This window comes from Anoxybacillus andreesenii, from assembly GCF_030813005.1.
Lineage (GTDB): Bacteria > Bacillota > Bacilli > Bacillales > Cytobacillaceae > Robertmurraya > Robertmurraya andreesenii.
Genome location: NZ_JAUSTU010000014.1, coordinates 74,066 through 96,013 on the forward strand (window position 1 = coordinate 74,066; position 21,948 = coordinate 96,013).

The 21,948-nt window shown below is 40.8% G+C and carries 22 protein-coding genes; 17 read left to right on the forward strand and 5 right to left on the reverse strand.

The window, feature by feature from the left end; translation table 11 throughout:
- The first annotated feature begins 261 nt into the window (after positions 1-261).
- The 3 genes from J2S07_RS14780 to J2S07_RS14790 are packed head-to-tail and all read left to right on the forward strand — an operon-like array spanning position 262 to position 2,534.
- Positions 262-801 carry a sigma-70 family RNA polymerase sigma factor gene (locus J2S07_RS14780; RefSeq protein ID WP_307151186.1) on the forward strand — a complete coding sequence of 180 codons (540 nt, stop codon included), beginning with the start codon at positions 262-264 and terminating at the stop codon, positions 799-801.
- Entirely contained in the window at positions 801-1,196 is a 396-nt protein-coding gene (locus tag J2S07_RS14785; protein ID WP_307151187.1) for a PadR family transcriptional regulator, read from the forward strand. Before J2S07_RS14780 ends, J2S07_RS14785 begins: the two co-directional genes overlap by 1 nt.
- Complete coding sequence (locus J2S07_RS14790; protein WP_307151188.1) at positions 1,197-2,534, forward strand: FtsW/RodA/SpoVE family cell cycle protein; 1,338 nt, start codon at positions 1,197-1,199, stop codon at positions 2,532-2,534.
- 30 nt (positions 2,535-2,564) lie between these two features.
- Here the strand turns inward: J2S07_RS14790 and J2S07_RS14795 are convergent, their stop codons facing one another.
- Both J2S07_RS14795 and J2S07_RS14800 read right to left on the reverse strand, forming a co-directional pair.
- Entirely contained in the window at positions 2,565-3,011 is a 447-nt protein-coding gene (locus J2S07_RS14795) for a cupredoxin domain-containing protein (RefSeq protein WP_307151189.1), read from the reverse strand.
- A 119-nt stretch (positions 3,012-3,130) separates the two neighbouring features.
- Entirely contained in the window at positions 3,131-3,373 is a 243-nt protein-coding gene (locus tag J2S07_RS14800) for a YkuS family protein (protein WP_307151190.1), read from the reverse strand.
- A gap of 101 nt (positions 3,374-3,474) precedes the next feature.
- On the opposite strand from J2S07_RS14800, the gene J2S07_RS14805 reads away from it, so the two are divergent.
- Complete coding sequence (locus J2S07_RS14805; protein ID WP_307151191.1) at positions 3,475-3,606, forward strand: YuzL family protein; 132 nt, start codon at positions 3,475-3,477, stop codon at positions 3,604-3,606.
- Between the two features lie 127 nt (positions 3,607-3,733).
- On the opposite strand, the gene J2S07_RS14810 is transcribed toward J2S07_RS14805, so the two are convergent.
- Positions 3,734-5,353, reverse strand: a complete 1,620-nt coding sequence (locus J2S07_RS14810) for an ABC-F family ATP-binding cassette domain-containing protein (RefSeq protein WP_307151192.1) — start codon at positions 5,351-5,353, stop codon at positions 3,734-3,736.
- Between the two features lie 394 nt (positions 5,354-5,747).
- Between J2S07_RS14810 and J2S07_RS14815 the strand changes: the two genes are divergently transcribed.
- Together J2S07_RS14815 and J2S07_RS14820 are read left to right on the forward strand one after the other, a co-directional pair.
- The gene (locus tag J2S07_RS14815) at positions 5,748-8,114 is read left to right on the forward strand and encodes a penicillin acylase family protein (RefSeq protein ID WP_307151193.1); all 2,367 of its coding nucleotides are present in this window, start codon (positions 5,748-5,750) and stop codon (positions 8,112-8,114) included.
- An 83-nt stretch (positions 8,115-8,197) separates the two neighbouring features.
- The gene (locus tag J2S07_RS14820; RefSeq protein WP_307151194.1) at positions 8,198-8,323 is read left to right on the forward strand and encodes a hypothetical protein; all 126 of its coding nucleotides are present in this window, start codon (positions 8,198-8,200) and stop codon (positions 8,321-8,323) included.
- Between the two features lie 220 nt (positions 8,324-8,543).
- On the opposite strand, the gene J2S07_RS14825 is transcribed toward J2S07_RS14820, so the two are convergent.
- Positions 8,544-9,146 (reverse strand): SCO family protein, encoded by a 603-nt coding sequence (locus tag J2S07_RS14825; protein ID WP_307151195.1) that lies wholly within the window; start codon positions 9,144-9,146, stop codon positions 8,544-8,546.
- Positions 9,147-9,358: 212 nt separating this feature from the next.
- Here J2S07_RS14825 and J2S07_RS14830 point away from each other — a divergent pair, with 212 nt between their 5' ends.
- From J2S07_RS14830 to J2S07_RS14865, 8 genes are all read left to right on the forward strand, one after another.
- The gene (locus J2S07_RS14830; protein WP_307151196.1) at positions 9,359-9,955 is read left to right on the forward strand and encodes a 4Fe-4S dicluster domain-containing protein; all 597 of its coding nucleotides are present in this window, start codon (positions 9,359-9,361) and stop codon (positions 9,953-9,955) included.
- Between the two features lie 98 nt (positions 9,956-10,053).
- Positions 10,054-12,594 (forward strand): nitrate reductase catalytic subunit NapA, encoded by a 2,541-nt coding sequence (gene napA / locus J2S07_RS14835; protein WP_307151197.1) that lies wholly within the window; start codon positions 10,054-10,056, stop codon positions 12,592-12,594.
- Positions 12,595-12,606: 12 nt separating this feature from the next.
- Positions 12,607-13,029 carry a nitrate reductase cytochrome c-type subunit gene (locus tag J2S07_RS14840; protein WP_307151198.1) on the forward strand — a complete coding sequence of 141 codons (423 nt, stop codon included), beginning with the start codon at positions 12,607-12,609 and terminating at the stop codon, positions 13,027-13,029.
- Between the two features lie 214 nt (positions 13,030-13,243).
- A complete protein-coding gene (locus J2S07_RS14845) occupies positions 13,244-13,507 on the forward strand; it encodes a chaperone NapD (RefSeq protein ID WP_307151199.1) in 264 nt (87 codons plus the stop codon).
- An 8-nt stretch (positions 13,508-13,515) separates the two neighbouring features.
- Entirely contained in the window at positions 13,516-14,058 is a 543-nt protein-coding gene (locus tag J2S07_RS14850; RefSeq protein WP_307151200.1) for a 4Fe-4S dicluster domain-containing protein, read from the forward strand.
- Positions 14,059-14,110: 52 nt separating this feature from the next.
- Positions 14,111-14,326 (forward strand): twin-arginine translocase TatA/TatE family subunit, encoded by a 216-nt coding sequence (tatA, locus tag J2S07_RS14855; protein WP_307151201.1) that lies wholly within the window; start codon positions 14,111-14,113, stop codon positions 14,324-14,326.
- A 16-nt stretch (positions 14,327-14,342) separates the two neighbouring features.
- The gene (napH, locus tag J2S07_RS14860) at positions 14,343-15,209 is read left to right on the forward strand and encodes a quinol dehydrogenase ferredoxin subunit NapH (RefSeq protein WP_307151202.1); all 867 of its coding nucleotides are present in this window, start codon (positions 14,343-14,345) and stop codon (positions 15,207-15,209) included.
- Positions 15,210-15,362: 153 nt separating this feature from the next.
- Positions 15,363-16,073, forward strand: coding sequence for a response regulator transcription factor (locus J2S07_RS14865; protein WP_307151203.1), 711 nt, complete (start codon positions 15,363-15,365; stop codon positions 16,071-16,073).
- 2 nt (positions 16,074-16,075) lie between these two features.
- Here the strand turns inward: J2S07_RS14865 and J2S07_RS14870 are convergent, their stop codons facing one another.
- On the reverse strand, positions 16,076-16,219 hold the full coding sequence (locus J2S07_RS14870) for an anti-repressor SinI family protein (RefSeq protein ID WP_307151204.1): 144 nt from the start codon (positions 16,217-16,219) through the stop codon (positions 16,076-16,078).
- Between the two features lie 124 nt (positions 16,220-16,343).
- On the opposite strand from J2S07_RS14870, the gene J2S07_RS14875 reads away from it, so the two are divergent.
- The 3 genes from J2S07_RS14875 to J2S07_RS14885 all read left to right on the forward strand — a co-directional run bounded on the left by J2S07_RS14875 (position 16,344) and on the right by J2S07_RS14885 (position 21,928).
- On the forward strand, positions 16,344-21,422 hold the full coding sequence (locus tag J2S07_RS14875) for an AAA family ATPase (RefSeq protein WP_307151205.1): 5,079 nt from the start codon (positions 16,344-16,346) through the stop codon (positions 21,420-21,422).
- A 161-nt stretch (positions 21,423-21,583) separates the two neighbouring features.
- Positions 21,584-21,691 (forward strand): YjcZ family sporulation protein, encoded by a 108-nt coding sequence (locus J2S07_RS14880; protein ID WP_307151206.1) that lies wholly within the window; start codon positions 21,584-21,586, stop codon positions 21,689-21,691.
- Positions 21,692-21,769: 78 nt separating this feature from the next.
- Positions 21,770-21,928 (forward strand): YjcZ family sporulation protein, encoded by a 159-nt coding sequence (locus J2S07_RS14885; RefSeq protein WP_307151207.1) that lies wholly within the window; start codon positions 21,770-21,772, stop codon positions 21,926-21,928.
- Positions 21,929-21,948: the final 20 nt, after the last annotated feature.

Below are 21,948 nucleotides of genomic sequence, written 5' to 3' on the forward strand. Positions count from 1 at the left end.
TGGGTATTTCGGGGTGGGTCATTTTCCGTTCTTAATAAAACTGTACTATAACTTTTTCTAGAGAATCACAAACTGTTATATAGGGAAATTTCAATATCTATTAACATCATTGTAATAGTAATAAATCATTAATACTAGAGGAAAAAATAGAAGTTTTAATGAAAACATAATTTAACAGTAAAAAATGTATAATGTAGATCAAACCATTCATGAACGAGATTCGTCGAATAGACAGAAGCAACAAATAGGGGGCAATTTGGTGTGAATGAATTTCTTATAGAAGGAAGCCAAGCAATAGACAGAGAAGAGTTGTTAATAGAATTAATGGATCGCTACGGGCAAGATATTTTGCAGCTTGTCTATTCCTATGTTAAAAATCATGCAGTTGCGGAGGAATTAACACAGGAAATATTTTTGAAGATATATGAGCGAATCGATACATATCAGCAGAGGTCATCTCTCAAAACGTGGATATGGCGAATCGCCATTAATCATTGCAAGGATTATCTACGAAGCTGGAATTACCGAAAAATCGTGATCTCAGAAACATTAGCGAAGGAATCGGTCACAAAGAGAGAGACCGTTGAAGCGGAAGTCATTCAGCGGGATGAAGAGGATCTTCTTGCTAAAGAGGTGATGAATTTGCCGATGAAATATCGTGAGGTGATCTATCTTCATTATTTTGCCGAGCTCACGATTAAAGAAATGGAAGGCATCACAGGAGTCAATCAAAATACGCTTAAAACGAGGCTAAAACGGGCGAAGGAAATCCTACAGACGAAGCTTAGGGGGCGGATTTAATGGAAGAGCAATTAAAAAAGCTTAAAAATACGATGAATCAAACCGTTTTTAAGGATGTGGTTTTCTCAGAAAAACATCGTTCAAATATTCTTGCCAAACTTAATGAGAAAAAGAATCCTGAACTGGATGTTCTCCAGCTATTGCAAACGAGTAAGACCGGATATGAAGTGAGCCAAGCACTCATCGCTAGAGGAGTTAAGAATTTTGCCGAAAATGAAGGGATGTTGTATGTCCTTCTGCATGAGCTTGAGGGGGCAGGCTACCTTACATCGACATGGGAGAATGGAGAAAAATACTATCAAATTTCAACCAAAGGGAAAAAGCGACTTGTTTTGGAGGAAGAACAGATGACTGGAACTTCCCTTCTAAAGAAATTGGCAGAAGGAGGGGTATAGATGCCTATTCAAGCCTATATAAAGGAAGTGCTCTCGCATATCCGCTCCAAGGAAGCGAGAGGTTTTGTGAAGCTGGAATTAGAAAATCATTTGCAAGCAGCAAAGGCAGATGCGATAAAAAAAGGAAAAGCCGAGGACGAAGCAGAAGCAATAGCGATCAAGCAAATGGGGGATTCAACCCTATTAGGTCAGAAAATGAACAGGCTTCATAAACCGAAAATCGATTGGTTTACGGTTGCTGGCTTTGCCGTGTTGATTGGCTTTAGCATGTTGCCATTGATTTATTTGCAGGATTCTTATCAAATGGATTTAGTGATGAGAAAGACGATCTTCTCCATCATGGGAATTGTCATTTTACTAGCATGTATGTTTTTTGATTATCGAAAATTTTTAAAATTTGGTTACGGGTTTTATGGAATCGGCATTATTTTTTTGCTGGTGCTGAATTTCTCTCCCTTTTCCTTGATGATCAATGGAAGGCCATTTCTACATATTGCCACCTTTACCATTGAAGCTTCGTCCACATTGCCGATATTTTTGCTGGCTTGGGCAGGCATCCTAAGCAAAATTCGGAGAGACATATGGTTAAAAATTGGCCTTGAGGTACCTGGTACCGAAAAGAGTGTAAGGGTGAACCTGTCCCATAGCTGGTGGAAGCTTGTGTTGTTGTATGTTCTCTCCGTGCTACTACTTTTGCCCGCAGCGAATCTCTTCCTTGTTTTACTTTATACCGTACTAATCGTGGTGATGACTTGGTTTAGCCCGCTGCAAAAAAGGGAAAAATATCTTTTTACGGGGATGATTGGTTCTTTGGCAGTAGTAAGTGCAGTATTTACAGCCATGAAAAAACCATATATGTTAGTGCGGTTTAAGGCCTTTCTTAATCCAGATGAATATACCCATACCTATGGATATTTAGGTACAAAGGCGAAGGAATATATGGGAAATGCAGGCTGGTTTGGTCAGGCATTGCCGAAGGAAGGGTTTAAGATTTCGGAAGCACATACCGATTTTATTTTCGTAACGACTACCTATGGATTTGGCTGGCTTTTAGCAGGTATCCTTGTACTGCTTCTTGTCGGTTTAAGTGTTCGCATGATTCTTAACCTTAAATCATTCCATGATCCATATGGAAAGCTTCTAACCGTAGGAGCTGTAACCCTGTATACCCTTTCATTTAGCTGGAGCATTCTTATGTCGATAGGCGTTTTACCCTTCGTTGGTGTCTCACTGCCATTCTTTAGCTACGGTTTAATGCCCACTGTACTACATTCCTTTTTAATCGGAATCGTGCTAAGTGTATATCGCCGAAAGGATTTGATTTCACTGATTAATTAAGGGAGGCTCTGATTCCTCCCTTTTGCCTCCCTAATCCACGATAATGTTCGCAATCATTGGCCCGCTGCTTCCTTTGTCAGGATGTGACATGCAAACAAGCCTGTAGATGCCTTCTTCTTTAAATTGAAGCTCCACGGCCGTTTCCTCTCCCTTTTTAACCGTTCCCTTAATGTCTGTTCCTTCAATGATGAATGGATGCTCCTGGCCATTAACCCCGTAAATCCTTAAAAGAACCTTTTCATCCTTTTCAACATAGATGGTACCAGGGTCCCAGCGATAGGCCTCGATTTCTTTGCCGTCCTTTGTTGTTGTCTTAAATTCAGCCGTAACAATCGAAATCTCTCTCATTTTATCGGATGGATGAAAGGTTGTGACGCTTTCTTTTTTTGTCAATAACCAGATGGAGCTTGCGACAATCGTGAGAACAATGAAGGAAAAGAAGATAAGAGAGTTTTTCTTTAATACAATAAATTGCATAGTGATACACCCCCAATAGTTGTCCACTACCACTATATGCTTGTCAGTAGAGGAAACTTGTCTATAAATAAAAAAAAGACTAAAGAAATTGCTCTTTAGTCTTGGGATATGTTCGAAACTTATTGTAGGTTCTGGGCAACTTTTTCGCAAACCTCATCAGCAGTCAGGCCATTTGCCTCAATGACTGGACCTTGAATAACGGTGTCCTGCATCCCCATCACATTGGAATCCAAACCAGTAATGACACACATGTCGCACCCATTTGCATCTGCTTCTTTGCTTAAATTGACAACATCATAGCCTTTCTCACGAAGAGCCTGCTGAACATTCTGAAGGGAATATTCAACTCCAATTTTCGCCATCTATCCACACCTCCTCCAATTGTAGAATGTGTAAAATATGAAATATTATACTGCATAAAAGGGTGGGGATTTTGAGAAAGTAAGCATGGAGGTGGATGAAGATGTCAAAGCGAAAAAAAGACCCATCAACGATCGGTTTAAGCGCTCCAGAGGTGGAAGGGCAAGGGACCACCAATATGGAGCTAGATGGTAAGAGAAAATCATCAGCACGGAAGAAAAAGAAGAATATGTAACGGAATTTGCGTATCGCAAATATATGAGATTTAACGTAAATAAATCGAAATTAACGCAAATATATTAGAATTCTTGCAAAAAAGTAGAGAAAAAGAGGGTCCAATTCGTGCGGACCCTCTCCATTTCTTAAGCATACATACTCGCAACCTGCTTTTGCAGCTCTTCATTCTCTAAATATTCATCGTAGGTCATTTGTTTGTCCACTAATCCACTAGGTGTCAGCTCCAAAATACGATTCGCAATCGTTTGAATGAACTGATGGTCGTGGGAAGCAAAAATTAATGAGCCTTTATAGTTGATCAAGCCGTTATTTAGCGCTGTGATCGATTCCAAATCTAAATGGTTCGTTGGTTCATCAAGAAGAAGCACATTCGCACCGCTCAGCATCATTTTCGACAGCATGCAGCGGACCTTTTCTCCCCCTGAAAGCACACTTGCTTTTTTGAGAACCTCTTCCCCAGAAAATAGCATTCTTCCTAAGAAGCCGCGAAGGAAGCTCTCACTTTGGTCGTTCGGCGAGAACTGGCGGAGCCAATCGACAAGATTTTTTTCGCTATTCTCAAAATAAGCGGAGTTATCCTTTGGAAAATACGCCTGAGACGTTGTTACTCCCCATTTGAACGTACCGCTATCCGGCTCCATTTCGCCCATCAAAATCTTAAATAAGGTTGTTTTGGCAAGTTCATCCTTACCTACTAAAGCGATTTTATCGTCCTTGTTCATGACAAAGCTGATATTATCCAGTACTTTTACCCCATCAATCGTTTTGGTTAATCCCTCTACACGTAGAAGGTCATTCCCGATTTCACGCTCTGGTGTAAAGGCTACATAAGGGTATTTACGAGAGGATGGACGAATATCATCTAACTGAATTTTGTCGAGCAATTTTTTACGAGAGGTTGCTTGCTTCGATTTAGATGCATTGGCACTAAATCGAGCAATAAATGCCTGTAGTTCTTTAATTTTCTCTTCTTTTTTCTTATTTTGATCCTGCGCCATTTTGAGTGCGAGCTGGCTTGATTCATACCAGAAGTCATAGTTTCCAACATAAATTTGGATTTTACCAAAGTCGAGATCGGCAATATGGGTACAAACCTTATTCAAAAAGTGACGATCATGGGAAACGACAATGACGGTATTCTCAAAGTTAATGAGGAATTCCTCAAGCCATTGAATGGCCTTAATATCAAGATGGTTTGTTGGCTCGTCAAGAAGGAGTACGTCGGGCTTGCCAAATAGAGCTTGCGCAAGCAATACCTTAACCTTCTCCGAACCTGATAGGTCTGCCATTTTCTTCGTATGAAGTTCCTCTGCAATTCCTAATCCTTTTAAAAGAATGGCCGCTTCAGATTCCGCTTCCCAACCATTCAATTCAGCAAACTCACCCTCGAGCTCAGCGGCTTTCATCCCGTCCTCATCAGTGAAATCTGGCTTCATATAGATGGCGTCTTTTTCCTGCATGACTTCAAAAAGGCGAGTATGCCCCATAATGACAACCTTAAGAACTTCCTCTTCCTCATATTCAAAGTGGTTTTGTTTCAAAACCGCCAGTCTTTCTCCTGGTCCGAGATGAACGCTCCCAGTTTGAGCTTCAATCTCGCCTGATAATATTTTTAAAAAAGTGGATTTTCCAGCACCGTTTGCTCCAATCAACCCATAGCAGTTTCCAGGTGTGAATTTGATATTCACATCTTCAAAAAGCTTCCGATCGCCATATCGCAAACTAACATCTGTAACAGTAATCATTGATTCATCTAGCCTCCAAATAAGCAATATCTCACATTATAACATCTTATCCACTAGAAAGGGAGGATTGTCTTTTTTAAGAATGGCTCTTTTCTCAATCTTTGTTGCTTTTGAATGAGAACTATAGACGAAATTAAAATTCTTCCAGCCGTTAAATGATCAAAAGAACGAGAAAAGGGCCATCCTCCTTCGTGCGTGGTACAGAATTAGTATGAAAGGCAATGGTCGGCACTTGGACCATTGCAAAAACCACAAGCTGTACGAAAATAACCTTTAGTAGAAATAATGAAGGAATTCGCCATTATTTCTCGAAATGATTAGGTGGACTATTTTCTAAAAAATCATTCTTTTTACCAGGCAGTCGAAAATAGTCTCGAACAAAGGGGGAATCACGATGGAAGCATCATTAGAAACAACCGTTAGAAAGGGGAAACGCTGGAGAAAGATATTAGGCTGGGCTGCGGTCAGTTTAGTGGCATTGATCATTGCCCTTGTGATAGGACTCTATGCTTATATTGTTCGAACACATCCAGTTGTGGAAGGGGAGATACGGTTACCCGCACTACAGAATCCTGTCGAAGTGGTTAGAGATCAGGATGGAATTCCACATATTCGTGCGGAGAATGAGGACGATCTTTATATAGCGCAAGGCTATGTTCAAGCCCAGGATCGCTTATTTCAGATGGATTTAAGTCGGCGCCAAGCCTCTGGCCGTTTAAGTGAAGTGGTTGGAGGAGCAGCACTGAACAATGATAAGTATTTTCTCACGCTTGGCCTTAGAAGAGCGGCCGAGGCATCCTATGGAGGATACTCAGAGGAGGCGAAGAAGGTACTAGAGAAGTTTGCAGAAGGGGTCAATTTGTATATAGAAGAATTGAAAGCAAATGGAAAGTGGCCCCTTGAATTTAAGCTACTAGGCTATACGCCAGAGAAATGGACAGCTGTAGATTCTTTAACCATTGGGAAATACATGGCCTTTGATTTAGGAGGGCATTGGGAGAATCAAGCGTTTCGCTATTACTTACTACAGAATTTTTCAAAGGAAAAAGCTCTAGATTTATTCCCTACATATCCTACAAATGCGCCTTATATAATAGGTAAGAATGAGCTCGATATTGAGTCAAGCTTCGCAACCGCAGTGATTCCTCATGAATTTAACGGAAGTAACAACTGGGTTGTGAGCGGGGAAAGAACGGAGTCAGGGAAGCCGATTCTGGCAGATGATCCTCATTTATCATTATCAACACCTTCTATATGGTATCAAATGCATTTGGAAGCTCCAACCGTCAATGTGAGCGGCGTCATCTTTGCAGGCATTCCAGGGATCATTCTTGGTCATAATGAGGATGTTGCCTGGGGAGTAACAAATACTGGACCAGATGTTCAAGATTTGTATATTGAAAAAAGAAACCCGGACAATAAATATGAATTTCTTTACAATGACAAGTGGGAAAAAGCGGATGTAATTAAATATGAAATCAAGATAAAGGATGAAAAGCCCGAAGATTATGAGGTTGTGGTCACTCGCCATGGCCCGGTCATTTCCGAGTTCGCTGCCGAAAGTGGCAAGGAGAACGTTCTTTCTCTCCAATGGACAGCGCTACAGCCGTCGACTGAGCTTGAGGCTGTTATGAATATGAATAAGGCGACGAACTGGGATGAATTTGAGCAAGCGCTCGAAGGATTTCATACGCCAACACAGAATTTCGTCTTTGCTGCTAAGGATGGAACAATTGCCTACAAAGCAAACGGGAAAATTCCGATTCGCAAAAAAGGGGATGGACTTCTGCCAGTTCCAGGCTGGACAGATGAGTATGGCTGGGTTGATTATATTCCTTTTGACGAATTGCCAACCGTCGTCAATCCAAAAGAAGGCTTCATTTCTACAGCAAATAATAAGGTGATTAGCGATAAGTATCCGTACCATATCAGCCATGATTGGGCACAGCCCTTCCGGCAGATGAGAATCCAAGAGGTTTTATCCAAGGATGACAAAATCACTGTCGAAGATATGATGGCACTCCAAATGGATAAAATGAATCTACAAGCTAGAGAGTTCGTGCCATTATTCACGGAGCAGCTAAAAGATTCAAAGGATACAAGAGTACGAGAAGCCCTGTCAATTTTAAAGGATTGGGATTTTGTCGACGATGCCAAGAGAGCTGCACCACTTATTTTTAATCTATGGACGAGAGAGATTCAGGATGTTCTCTTTGAAGAAGAGATTCCAGAGGAAACATTAGGACTCTTCGGTGGAAGAAGACAAGCTGTGGACGAATTGATTCGTAGAGCGGCATCGGGCACCCCTGGTCCATGGATAGACGAACATGGTGGATTGAAGAAGGTCTTGGAGGAATCTCTGCTCCGCGTGCTTTCTGATTTGGAAGAAGAGTACGGGAAGAAGATGGAAAAATGGAAATGGGGCGACTATCACCAGGTCTATTTCCCGCATCCGCTATCCAGTGTTAGCCCGCTAAACGTTCTCTTCAACAATAGTGGAAGAATGCCAGTCGGTGGTAGTCAGGTAACGGTTCAGGCAGCGGCATTTAAGGATGATGGTACGGTCAATCACGGGGGCTCATGGCGATTTGTCATCGATACCGATGATCTTACGAAGGGTTACCATCTAGTAGGGCCAGGGCAATCCGGTCATGTGCTTAATGATTGGTATCATAACCAAATGAAATCCTGGGTAGATGGCGATTATCACGAGACAACCATTCAGAACTATAAAGGAAAGAAATTAAAATTAACTCCTTAATAAATTTTTTTCATTTTTTCATAGTTTATTCATATTTGTTGTTTACAATAAAGACAACAAGGAACGGAAAAGGAGTTTTGGAGATGGACAGGAAGAAATTAATTGAGCTCGTCGATCGTCTAAAAAAATCTGGTATTAAGGCAAGTATCACAAAACCTCGCTCTAAGACACTCATTGTTCTAAAGCAGCAAGCGGCTCCATCGAATTAGTTTGGCTTTTTTCTAACAGCAAAATATCGCATAATGTAAAAAGGAAGCGAACATCGCTTCCTTTTTGTATTAGGTGCTGTTAAATATTAATGTTGCTCTTGATACCGCCATATGTGCATGTGTTCACTACGTTGCTCGTACCGAGCAAAACCCGTTCACACATATGGCTAATATTACAACTGAACATTAACCCAGCCTTGTATTAAGAAATGAGCCTTCATTAGTCAAGCTTCTTCATAATTTTGTCGAATATTTCTTTTCTGTTGAACTCTTCTCCCATTGGGAAACGTTTGATGAAACGGTTGTTTTCATCTAATAGGTAAACGAATGTGGAATGAATAAAGAATCCATCACCTGGATCTCTGAACTGGAATTGAAAGGTCCCAGCTAATTCTTCAATTTGTTTGATGTCCCTCTTAATATTCTTTTGGTCACCAGTAAGGAAAATCCAATTCCCATCATCTTCCACTTCGAAATTCTTCATATATTTTATTAGTTCCTCTGGCGTATCGCGATAAGGGTCAATCGTAATGGTCAAGAATTGAATTTTATCTCCAAATACTCCAGCATCTTGTAAATCCTTCTTCAGCATGTTCATCTTCAGAGTTGTTGTTGGGCAAATGTCTGGACAATTCGTGTACATAAACTCAACGACCTTCATTTTCTTTTCCGATTCAGAGAACTTATACTGCTCATTGTTCATCGTGACTAATTCGATATTTTCAGGAATAACAGATGTTTGATCTCGAATGATGAAAAAAGATATTCCAGCAATGATACCGATAGCTACTACAACTCCACAAATAATATATATTTTTTTCACGTCACAACCTCCCATCATTAAAGATAAGTAATTAGCGATGAAAATACTATGGATATATTGTGAACTTATTTTTTCGCCCCTCTTGTTTGGAATTTGGACAAGATTGTTAGAGATTTGTGAACTTTTTGACTTTGTGGAAAATATCACAGAAATAGTTGTGGGAAAAATCTAACATGTGAATAAGCCACTTAACAAAATTAGGGTGTGAGGCTATGAAAGGGAAAGGGCTTGCTAAATTACTGATCGGTGGTTTTGCAGCGTATGAGCTCCTAAATATGATGAAGGGTGGAAGTAAGGCAGTTTTACGTCCGCCGGGGGCAGCAGATGAAGATGAATTTCTTGCATTATGTATACGATGTGGGAAATGCAACCAAGCCTGTCCGTATGATTCGATTCTCATGGGAACTGAGAAGCTTGGGCTCGGAATAGGCACTCCTTATCTTGTAGCACGTGAGAGTCCATGTATGCTATGCAAGGATTTTCCCTGTGTGGAAGTGTGTCCAACAGATGCCCTGCATGGGATCTCGGATGTAAGCGATGTCAATATGGGTGTGGCAGTTATTGATACTGAGGCATGCATCGCATACAAAGGGATGCGTTGCGAGGTCTGTTATCGCGAGTGCCCATTAATTGATGAAGCGATCAAGCTTGATATTCATCTAAAGCCAGATGATAACATCCATGCCATTTTTGCTCCAGTGATCGATGAGGAGAAATGTGTCGGCTGTGGGATATGCGAGCAACGCTGTGTCATTGACAATCCTTTGGCCATTAGAGTCAAGCCTCGTGAGATATCTGGGATCTTCTAATTTTTTTTGCAATATCGCTTGCTGGAATCGAGTGGCATTTGTCACTTTAAAATTATCTTTTTGATTAATCTCTTACAAAAAAGGGAGGAAAAGGAATCATGGAACTGACAAGAAGAAGCTTGCTAAAGGCTACGGCAATTTCCGCTACTTTAGCTGTTGCTGGCTGTAAAAAGGAAGAGGGGAAGCCAAAAACCTCAACTGCTACTGCCCAAGAGACTGTAGAGCCGGATGAATGGAAGTCGACGGTCTGCCGCTTTTGTGGTACAGGCTGCGGGGTTCTAGTCGGAATTAAGGATGGAAAAGTTGTCGCAACGAAAGGTGATCCAGATAACCGATCAAGTCGAGGCCTAAATTGTATTAAGGGCTTCTATGTCGGAAAAATTCTCTTCGGTAAGGACCGCTTAACAAAGCCGCTGATCCGGGAAGACAAGTCGAAGAAAGGAACGATGGAAGGCTTCAGAGAGGCTACTTGGGAGGAGGCACTTGACCTCGTTGCAAGCAAGCTTAAGGAAAACTATGATAAGGATCCAAAATCCATAGCCTTTTGGGGTTCTGGACAGCAGACCATCATGGAGGGCTACGCATCCGTTAAGTTATGGAAGGCAGGGCTCCTAAGCAATAATATTGATCCGAATGCTCGTCTCTGTATGGCCAGTGCGGTAACTGGATTTATGACAACCTTCCAATCAGATGAGCCAATGGGCTCCTATCGTGATTTGGATGAAGCAGATGTCTTTGTTACATGGGGAGCAAACATGGCAGAGATGCACCCAGTCTTGTACTCCCGCCTAACTGCCCATAAGCTAAGCAGCCCAAGTGTCAAGCATTATGATATTACGACAAGAAGGTCAAGAACGTCAGAAACGGCTGATGTCGTCATGGTGTTTAGACCACAATCCGATTTAGCGATTGCTAATGCGATTGCCAACTACTTAATTCAAAACGAACTCTATGATAAAAAGTTCGTGGACACACATTTAAAATTCAAGGCTGGCACAGAAAATCTTGGCCATTCCATCAAAGATGACTATGATGCAACGGAACCTGGAAAATCAGCTGACAAGGCTTGGGAGATCAGCTTTGAAGAATATAAGCAGATGGTAAGTGAATATACCTTCGAAAAAGCAGAAGAGATCTCAGGTGTCCCTGCTGCCGATATTGAAGCATTAGCAAAGGAATTCGCTGATCCGAAGAAGAAAATCATGTCCCTTTGGACGATGGGAATGAATCAGCATACAAGAGGAACATGGATCAATAATCTTGTCTACAATATTCATCTTTTAACCGGAAAAATTAGCAAACCAGGAAATGGACCTTTCTCTTTAACTGGACAGCCAAGTGCTTGTGGAACAGCGAGGGAGGTTGGAGTATTCTCTCACCGCCTACCTTCTGATCTAGTAGTTGCTAACCCTGAGCATAGACATTATACAGAATTAATCTGGAATCTGCCGAAAGGTTATTTAGACCCTATCGAAAAGCCAGGCTATCATACTGTTAAGATGTTCCGTGAATTAGGAAAAGGAAATGTGAAATTCCTTTGGAGCATGTCTAATAACTGGGGACAAACGATGCCAAAGCTCAACCGTTTTAGAGGAAACGATCCAGATGGTAAGGGTGTACTTGATGGATTCATTGTCGTCTCTGAGGTGTACCCAACACGCTCAACTGAAATGGCGGATGTTGTCTTCCCAGCAGCGATGTGGGTAGAAAGAGAAGGACAATTCGGAAATGCTGAGCGAAGAACGAATGTGTTTGAAAAATGTACAGAGCCACCAGGAGAAGCAAAATGGGATTTATGGGCGATTGTACAAATTGCCAAACGGGTCCTTGAGGGCAGGAAAATCGGTGACAAGCCAGCATTTGACGTGTTGTTCGGCAAAATTTGGGATGCTAGCAAAAACGATTTGCTAGAAGATGAGCATGAAGTGAATAAGATTCTTTGGGAGGAATATCGTGCCTTCACAAATCCACATGAGAGCGATAACCCAGAGATTCAAGAATTAGGCAAAAAGTTAAAATTAAAGGCTAAGCAAATGGCTCCATACGATGAATACTTCAAACAGCATGGGATCTGCTGGCCAGTTCGAAATGTTGACGGTAAATGGGTGGAAACAAACTGGCGCTATGTTCACGGCAAGCAAGAGGATGGCTATGACCAGTATGGGGTTGAAGAATTTGGAGAAGTAGGAAAATACATGGACATCGATTTCTATAAATCTGAGGACCATCGTCCATCTGTATTCTTTAGACCATTTGAGGACGCAGCCGAGATTCCAGATGCGGAGTACCCATTCTGGCTCTGTACGGGTCGTGTCCTTGAGCATTGGCACAGCGGTTCGATGACAAGACGTGTTCCTGAACTGCACAGAGCTGTTCCAGAAGCCTTCTGTGAAATCCATCCGGAGGATGCAGAAGCCATGGGAATTAAGACAGGTGACATGGTCAAGGTCATTTCTCGTCGTGGTGAAGTAGAGGTGAAGGCGACGACGAAAGGAAGAGGTAATCCGCCAAAAGGATTGGTATACGTCCCGTTTTTTGCGGAAGAAACCTTAATCAACCTTGTCACACTCGATGCCTATTGCCCTATTTCCAAACAGCCAGACTACAAAAAATGTGCAGTCAAGATTGTCAAAGCATAAGGGGGTCTAACGATGAAAAAAGAGTATCTATTTCTACTAGGCTTCATACTTGTTATTGGATTAGCTATTGGAACAGCCATGATTGGTAAATCTAATGAGGCTGCAGGTGAAGACGCAGCAAAAGATTCAAGCACAGCAAGCCAACAGGTGACAATTCCTCAGCTCGAATCCGAGGGACGTGAAGATGCTTCAACCATGGTTTTACTAGGAACACCTCCAATGCAGCCAGCTGACCATATTGATCGTTGGAATCCAGAGCAACGTCAGGATAGCTGCTTGCTGTGCCATGCGACACCTGAGACAACCGGGGCAAGGGAAATTCCTGAAAACCATTATTATGATAATGATAGAACAAAGGCGATCTTTAGAGACAACTGTATTCAATGCCATGGACAGCAGAATGATACAAAATCAGCCTTTAATAGTGAAGAGTAACAAAAGCATTAAGAACTTAACAGATTTAAGAAAAGCTCAGTTATATTTTGTTATTCTATATAGCGCCTTATCCGTGTACGTTCACTTACGTTATTCGTACCGAATAAAACCCGTTCACGCACACGTATCAGGCTAAAATCAACACAGCCTAAAGAACGAGCCTGTCTTCCGCATTGGGGGATAGGCTGAACATTTAAAGGAGGGGGACGACAGCATGGTCATTTCAGGCCTCTATCTAGAAACAGTACCTGGAAAAGCTTTCTTAGCTGCAGAGGAGTTAGCAAAAAAAGAGGGTGTCGAGGTTCATCATATCGAAGAAGACTACAAAATCGTGATCACTCTTGAAACAGAAACAGCTGATCAAAGCTATAAAATTGCGGATTCCTTCAAAGAGATTGACGGGATTCTAACGATCTGCTTAGTATACAGCAACTTTGAGGAGGACCCTTTTTGTCAGCAAGCGGCTGATTGGCTATGAGTGAGAGAATGAACAGAAGGCAATTCTTTTCCTTGAACCTGGAGGGAGCTGTTGGCTTTCTTGGAAACTTTCTTGCCCCTCAGCTTGATTTGGATCGCGAGTTTTTTCGACCACCTGGAACAAATAATGAGTTAGATTTCCTCACAGCATGCAATCGTTGTGGTTTATGTAAGGAAGCTTGTTCTGAAGGAATTATTAAGCTGTTTTCCATTTCCCAGGGGGCCAAGCTCGTGAATACGCCCTACATCGATCCGAATGAAAGTCCTTGCACGTTTTGCCATAAATGCATCGATATATGTCCGACGGATGCTTTACATTTTGGTGCAGCCAATAGCATTGGCTATGCAAGAATTAATCCCCAAACATGTCTGACCTATAAGGATGTGATGTGTGATTACTGTGTACATGCCTGTCCCAAAGAGAATGCGATTAAGCTTCAGGATGGCAAGCCAGTAATCTTAAAGGAAAATTGCAATGGCTGTGGCCTTTGTGTTTCTCATTGCATCTCAGAGGCCAAAGGGGTTTACATTTCTCCATCTACCATAACCTGATGCTGTCATGAAATTATTCAGAAGCAGCCGATCAAAAAAAGGAGTTTTGAATATGCTATCAAATATTGGAATCCCCGGACTTATTATCATTCTCGTCTTGGCCCTTATTATTTTTGGTCCGAAGAAGCTTCCAGAATTAGGCCGGGCTGTAGGAACCACCTTAAAGGAATTTAAAAATTCAACTCGTGAGCTAGTTTCAGAGGTTGAAGAAGATATAAAGAGTGTAAAAGAGGAAATGAAAGACGAGAAGGATATCACAAAACCTTAAGGTTAGGGATGATTATATGGTTAAGAAGCCACGTGGGATTCGAAAATGGACTCTTGCCAGAAGAATTGTACAATGGAGTATTCTCATTCTCTTCCTTTCCCCCTTATTTCTTGTCAAGGTGGAAGGGGATAATTTCTTTTTTGGCTCCCTTGCATCATCAAGCATTTTTGGGATTACGTTAACGGATCCCTTTGCGGCCTTGCAGGTGTTATTTGCTTCAAGGGAAATTAGCCTTGTTTACCTCGGGGGAGCCTTGTTGATTTTTGGTTTTTATTTTTTGATCAAAGGAAGGGTCTTCTGCAGCTGGGTCTGTCCGTTGAATACGATCCTTGAAATCACTGATAAACTCAGAAAATTTATCAAACTCCCAGATGCAGCACTCAATCGACAGCAAAAAAAATATTACGCACTAGGAACGGTCGTTTTATCATTTTTCATCGGGGTCCCGATATTTGAAATCATTTCTCCGATCGGTTTTACGATGAGAAATTTGCTATTTACGTTTGGTATTGGCGTATGGATCCTCTTAGCGATCATTCTATTTGATTTATTGGTTGCGAAAAGAGGCTGGTGCCGCTATCTTTGTCCACTTGGCGGCTTCTATCAATCTATTGGCAAATTCGGCTTGTTCCAGGTGAAATTCAACCATGATGCCTGTGTCGGTTGTACCACTTGCAGATCTGTATGCTTCGCCGATCCAGATATTCTTGAACCTAGTATTAACCGTGAAACCATGTATGTTACTGCCGGAGACTGTAGTTTGTGCGGTGCATGTGTGGATCATTGTCCCTTTGATGCATTGAAAATTACGATGCGGGAGCAACCGCTACTATTAAATCATTATCACCAAAAAAATCATAAACAAGCGCAAGTGAATAAATAGCGGAAGAAGGAAGAGTCGTATTCAAATAGATACGGCTCTTATTCTATCTAAGTGTAAAGGGATTTGACAGATATGAAGGAGATTTTGGATAATAGAGGAAGATCAGGATTTCTATAGTATATTAGGTATGAGAGATTAATTAGGGGGATTGTGATGAAGAGGGATAGGGTGCTGATTGTTGATGACGATCCTGATATTCGAAATGTACTCGAATTATATTTAGAAAAAGAAGGATTTGACATTCTTTCTGCAGCTGGTGGAATAGAGGCTGTCAATCTACTAGATTCATATCGTCCAGATCTAATTATTCTTGACGTGATGATGCCGGGTTTGGATGGCTATGATACATGCCAAGCCATCCGTGAGAAAACGGATGCACCTATTCTATTCTTAAGCGCAAAGGAAGATGATTTTGATAAAATACTAGGCTTAAGAATAGGGGGAGACGATTATATTACAAAACCCTTCAGTCCTGGTGTCCTCATGGCTAGGGTGAAGGCACATTTGCGTCGGAACCGTATTACGATCAATAAGAAAGAACAATTGGCTGAACGAAATATCATTCAATATCCAGGACTTTCGATTGATCTCGATAGCTGCATTGTGAGGGTCAACGAAAATCCAATTTCATTACCAGCAAAGGAATATCAGCTGCTTTGTTTGCTCAGCAAAAATGTAGAAAAGGTATATAGTGTAGAGCAGCTATTTCAGCTCATTTGGGGTGAAAATAGCCTTGGTGATAATCGTACTGTCATGGTTCATATTAGTAATTTAAGGAAAAAAATTGAACCAGACCCGACAAAGCCTATGTATATATTAACAGTAAGGGGAATTGGCTATAAATTTAATGGATATATAGAGTAAATTCACTGGCCCAGCAAGAAATAACGAATTTCTTCTTTTGTTAATCCCATTCGTTTTGCTTCTAAGATTAGTTTCATCCACTCAGGATCTATTTCAAAATTTGGAATGATTTCGGCTGATTCTAAGATATTTACGATATTTTCCATAATACCCTCCATATATTAACGAAATATTCATACTATAAGAATAGTGCATAAACTATAAATGCTGTTCAAACTTACTTAAAGCTTTCTTAAAGTTTTTTAAAAAGCTAGAATAGGTTGTGTTATCATGCTTCAATTACCTGGATACGTGATTCATAAGAAAATTGATACAAGTGAAGAACATGAATTTTACGAGGGATATTCTTTTGAAGAAGAAAAGGATGTATTAATTAGGCTCATCAAATCCGATGTAGATGTTTCGTTTTCTAAAAGGGAATACCTGGCTCCACCACATACCAGCCTTATACTATTTCCGCAAAAAATTGAAAACAAAAATGGCCTTATTTTTGAAATATATGATTCCGTGCCATTCCAAATGTCGCTCGCTTCGCTTCTGAAGATTCAATCACTAACTATGGATGAATTTTTATTTGTTGCAAGGAACCTAGCTTCCATCCTACTTGAGTGTCATCAGCAAAAAATGATCATCGGAAGCTTAAATCCTCATTGTATACTCATCGATTTTGCACAGCAAAAGGTTTATCTCTTACATAACTATACACGAACGGTCCATAGCTTTTTTTATAGTTCACCCGAATTTACCGGAAGAATGGGGAGAAAAGCAGATTTTCGTTCCGATCTTTACTCCCTTGGGATGATCTTCTATGAAATGCTGACAAACCAGTACCCCTTCCCAAATACTGACCTCTTAGAAATTCTTCATTCTCACTTTACAAGGACACCTGCTTCACCGACAACAGTCAATGCTGCTGTTCCAAGTCAGCTATCACATATGACTTTAAAGCTCCTAGAGAAATCACCGGAAAAAAGATATCAGAGTGCCTATGGTCTGAAAAGCGACCTTGATAAATGCAGTGAACAATGGTTAACGAACAGAAAACTTGGCAGCTTTCCTTTAGGTGAAAATGATATAGCTTATATAGAGAAAAGGAAACTTTTCGGCAGAGGGCTTGAATTAGAGAGGCTGACCCTGATTTATGAGAGGGTAAAAACAGGCCAAAAGGAATTTGTCCTACTCAAAGGTAGCTCTGGTAGTGGTAAAACAGCCCTTGTCCATGCATTTGAAGAAAGTATCAAGGATGAACAAGTCATCTTCGCCGCTGGTAAATGGGATCAATTTGAAAGAAACATTCCGTATGCACCAATCATTCAAGCATTCAAGACCCTTTTTCGCATCATTATCGCTCAAGGGGATACAAGAATTCAGATGTGGCAGGAGCGGTTTCTCCATCGACTTGGACATCGTTGTCAAATTATTTTGGATTTGATCCCAGAATTCAGCTGGATTATAGGGACACCAATCTTCAAAGAAGAGATTGGCGGGTTTGAGCGCCATAACAGTATTTTAATCACGTTTCAGCAAATTCTCTCCATCATCACTGAGGAAACGCCGATTGTGCTATTTATTGATGACATTCAGTGGGCCGATCAACCGTCTATTGATCTTTTACGCTATTTAGCGGTTGATAGTGAACCTGTTAATCTACTTGTCATTCTTGCCAGTAGAAATGAACAGGAACAAAGTGCGAGAGCATTGATGAATTTACAGCTAATCGACGAGTTAACAATCGAAAAGCTGTCCATCAACCCTCTAGATGAAGCAAAAATACAAGAATGGCTATCTCAGAACTACCATTTCAAACAGGATTTAGGCCCACTGTCATCTTATGTATATCATCTTTCGCAGGGGAACCCTTTTTTCATCCAGCAAATTTTGCTCACCCTCGAGAAAGAGAAATATATTTTCCTAAATCAAAAAACTAATGCCTATGAGTATTTGATTGGGAAATACCCGCGGGTCTTAATCGGGAAAGATGTCATTTCCCTTCTAGGGATCAAGCTGGATGCCTTACCTCGACAAGTCGAAACGAGTTTGAAATATGCTTCCTCCTTAGGTACGATGTTTACGCTCACCGACCTGTCCTTGGTGACGAAAATCCCGAAAGATGATTTGATTAATGATTTGTATCTATTGGTCGAGGAAGGCTTTATTTACTTTGCACAGAATCAAAACTATGGAGATGAAATTGTTCTCGAATTCATTCATGATAAAATTCAGCAGGCAGTTTATATGAATATTGAAGAAGCAGAAAAGAACCTCATGCATTATGAAATTGGGATAACCCTGTTGAAGCAAATGAAAGAAACAGAAAGTAATGAGCGTTTGTTTCAAATTACGGATCATCTAAATTTATGCTTGCCCCTGCTTTCCGACCAAGAAAAGCGAACGTTGGTATTTTATAATGCAAGGGCAGGTGAATACGCAAAAAACGCTGCGGCGTTTGAGGCAGCCTATCGATATTTTTCAATTGGGAAAGAGCTGTTAGAAGAGGATAGCTGGAAGTCACAGTATGATTTGTCCTACCAGATTTATTTTGGGCTCGGGCAATGCGCTTATTTGAATAGTGAATTTGAAATGGCAGAGCAAGCCTTTGAAACCCTTTTGAATAATTGTCAAACGAACGAAGATAAAATGGCGGTATATAATCTTAAATTAGTCTTCTACACTCACCTTAATCAAGTTGATGAAGCCGTTGATTCCGGAACGAAGGGTTTGAGTTTGTTCGGATGGAAGCTCGATAAACCCATTCGTACGTGGAAGATTGTTCAAGAATTATTGCTCATTCAGCTTTCAACATTTGGAAAGAAGACAGAGGATCTTCTTAAGCTTCCTCCGATGAAAAATAACCAGAATCGACTGATCATGGAGAGCCTGATCAGCATGAATGCCCCAACCTATCATGTGAATCAAAACCTAGCCACTTACCTGATGCTTCGGGCTTTTCGGTATACGTTAAAGCATGGAGATACAGATATTACAGCGCTCGTCTATAATAACTATTCACTCATTTTGAGCGCCGGCTTCGGAAACTTTGACAAAAGCTATCAATTTGGGGAATTAGCAAAGGCTCATGCAGAAAGGAGCCAATCAACAAAATTAAAAGCGAGAGTTTTGTTTGTGTTCGGTTGCTTTGTGAATCATTGGAAAAACCCAATCGCCGGGAGCCTTGATTTGTTAAAGACTTCTCAAAAACTCAATTTAGAAGTAGGAAACTTTCATGTGGCTGGAGCGTGCAGTTCTTTTATAATTTTGACAAAAATGATTATGGGTGCGCCAATAGAAAAGGTTCTTGATGAAATCGAAGGGCAATCAGCCTTTGTTCACAAGGTTCATTACAAAATTTCGATGAATTTTATAACGGAATCAAAGGAGTGGCTTGATTGGTTGAGAAATAAAAGTTCATCGAAGCCAACGACTTTATATGATTACCAGGACGATCCCTCTGCATCGATCATTCATAATACAATCAGGTTGCAAATGTACTATATTATGGGTGAGCATGACTCGGTTAAGAACATTATTGATGAATTAAATCGAACCGTATCAAAAGCGCTCGTGCTTGTCATTGCTCCAGAATTCTATTTTTATCATTCTCTGTGGTTATGTAAGCTGTATCATGAGGAATCAGGGATTCAACAGCGGGAAATGAGGAAATATCTTCGTCGAAATTTGAAAACGATGAAAAAATGGGCGGAGCAGTCTCCCCATAATTATCAGCATAAATATTTGCTTATGAAAATGGAGACCGATCAGGTGCTAGGTTCAGGGAAAGTTGATCATTTGTTGTACAGCCAAGCTCTGGAACAGGCTATTCAAAGTGGCTTTCATCAGGATGCCGCGATTATTAGTGAATGTGCGGCGAACCATTATGCAAAGGGTGGCTTCTCAAGACTAACAAACTATTATGTTAATGAAGCTTACGAATGGTATCGGACCTGGGGTGCTGATCGAAAAGTGAAGGAGCTAATGAAACAATATCCAGCAATTCTCGGGAGACATAGGCAAACCATCATCTCAAGCGGCCTTGATATCATTGATTTAGAAGCATTATTGAAGGCTTCCACAGCTATTTCGAGTGAGATTGTCTTAGAAATCCTCGTTGATAAAGTAATGGACATTATGATTGAAAATGCGGGTGCGACAAATGGCCATCTATATTTAATGGATGGGAACGAGCTATGTTTAGTGAATGGGCTTGGAAAAGGTGAAAAACGAACTTTATTTGAAACAAAGGATCATGCACCGATGCAATTACTTCAATACGTCCAAAAAAGTAAGGAACCTCTTATTCTTCAACATGCATGTGAGGAAGGATTGTTCAAGCATGATCCTTATATTCAAAAAAATAAAGTATCGTCCATCATCTGTTTCCCATTATTACAGCAAAACCAGCTAGTTGGAATCTTGTATTTAGAGAATCAGTTGCTTTCCCACGCCTTTTCCGAAAAGAATCTGGTTCTGCTTTCAACCTTAGCCTCACAAGCAGCGATATCGATACAAAATGCCAGGTTGTATAACAGTTTAGAGCAAAAGGTTAAAAGCCGCACGATCGAGCTTGAGAAAGTGAATGCAAGCCTTGAAAAAGCAAATCAGGAACTAGAAAATGCAGAAAAAGAAAGGATGAAACTGTTATCAAATATTTCCCATGACCTCAGAAATCCACTCACATCCATTCAAGGCTATATCGAAGCCATGCTTGACGGGATTGTGATTTCACCGGAAAAGCAAATTACTTATTTACAACGAAGTAAGGAAAAACTGCATGCTTTGAATCGACTGATTGAGGATCTATTCGAGCTATCAAAGCTACAGTATGGGAATATGACCTTTGTAAAAGAAATTGTCAATGTGGAAAAGTTGTTTCATCACTTATGCGACCAGCATGAATGGGATATTAGACAACACGGCCTTATTTTTTCCCGAAGCATGGATGCTCCTATAAATGGCTTCTATCCGATGATTGAAGTAGATATTGGCCGGATTGAACAAGTATTCACAAATATCATCTCAAATTCCCTTAAGCATACTATTCGGGGTGAAATAAGAGCACATCTCCATCTCGGGGAAACCTATGTAACATTTAAGCTTTCAGATACGGGCGAAGGGATTGCACCAGATGAAGTCGAGCAAATATTTGAACGGTCATTTTCGGGTACGTCAAGTATAGCCCAATCAGGGAATGGTCTTGGTTTATCAATAAGCAAAGAAATTATTCATCACCATCAAGGTGAAATATGGGTTGAAAGTGTTCTAGGGAAGGGCGCTACGATTTTCTTTACCATTCCAATTCTTCCGGTTGAAATGAATATTCAAGATGGATCGGAAGAACTAGAAATATCGTAAAGTGAATGGAATGGCGATATCTACGAGGTAGAACGTTCCTAGAGCCCATTCATCTGATTTCCAAAAAAATTTCTCTTTTTTTCATTTATTATTCAGATGCCCATTCGGGACAACTTACCCCTTCATAGTATAGCTGTAGATATTATAGGAGGTGTATATGAATGAGCGCAGGAGCTGGACACGGATATAGCACTGGATTTGCTTTACTGGTTGTTTTATTCATCCTTCTCATTATAGTAGGTGCTTCCTACGTTGGTGGATGGTATTAATCACAAGCAAAAGCCTCTCTGTAATAAGAAATGATTGACATCAGAAGAAAATCAAAACTTTAGGAAGGAAGTGGAGTAATGGGTTTCGGATACGGTGGATTTGGTGGGTGTGGCTTTGCATACCCAGCTACCTGTGGATTTGGAGGCTTCGGTTACGGTGGATTCGGAGCTGGTGGCTTTGTGTTAATCGTTGTTCTCTTCATTCTCCTCATCATTGTTGGGGCAGCCTGGCTATAAAAAAATACTTTTGCAAAAAA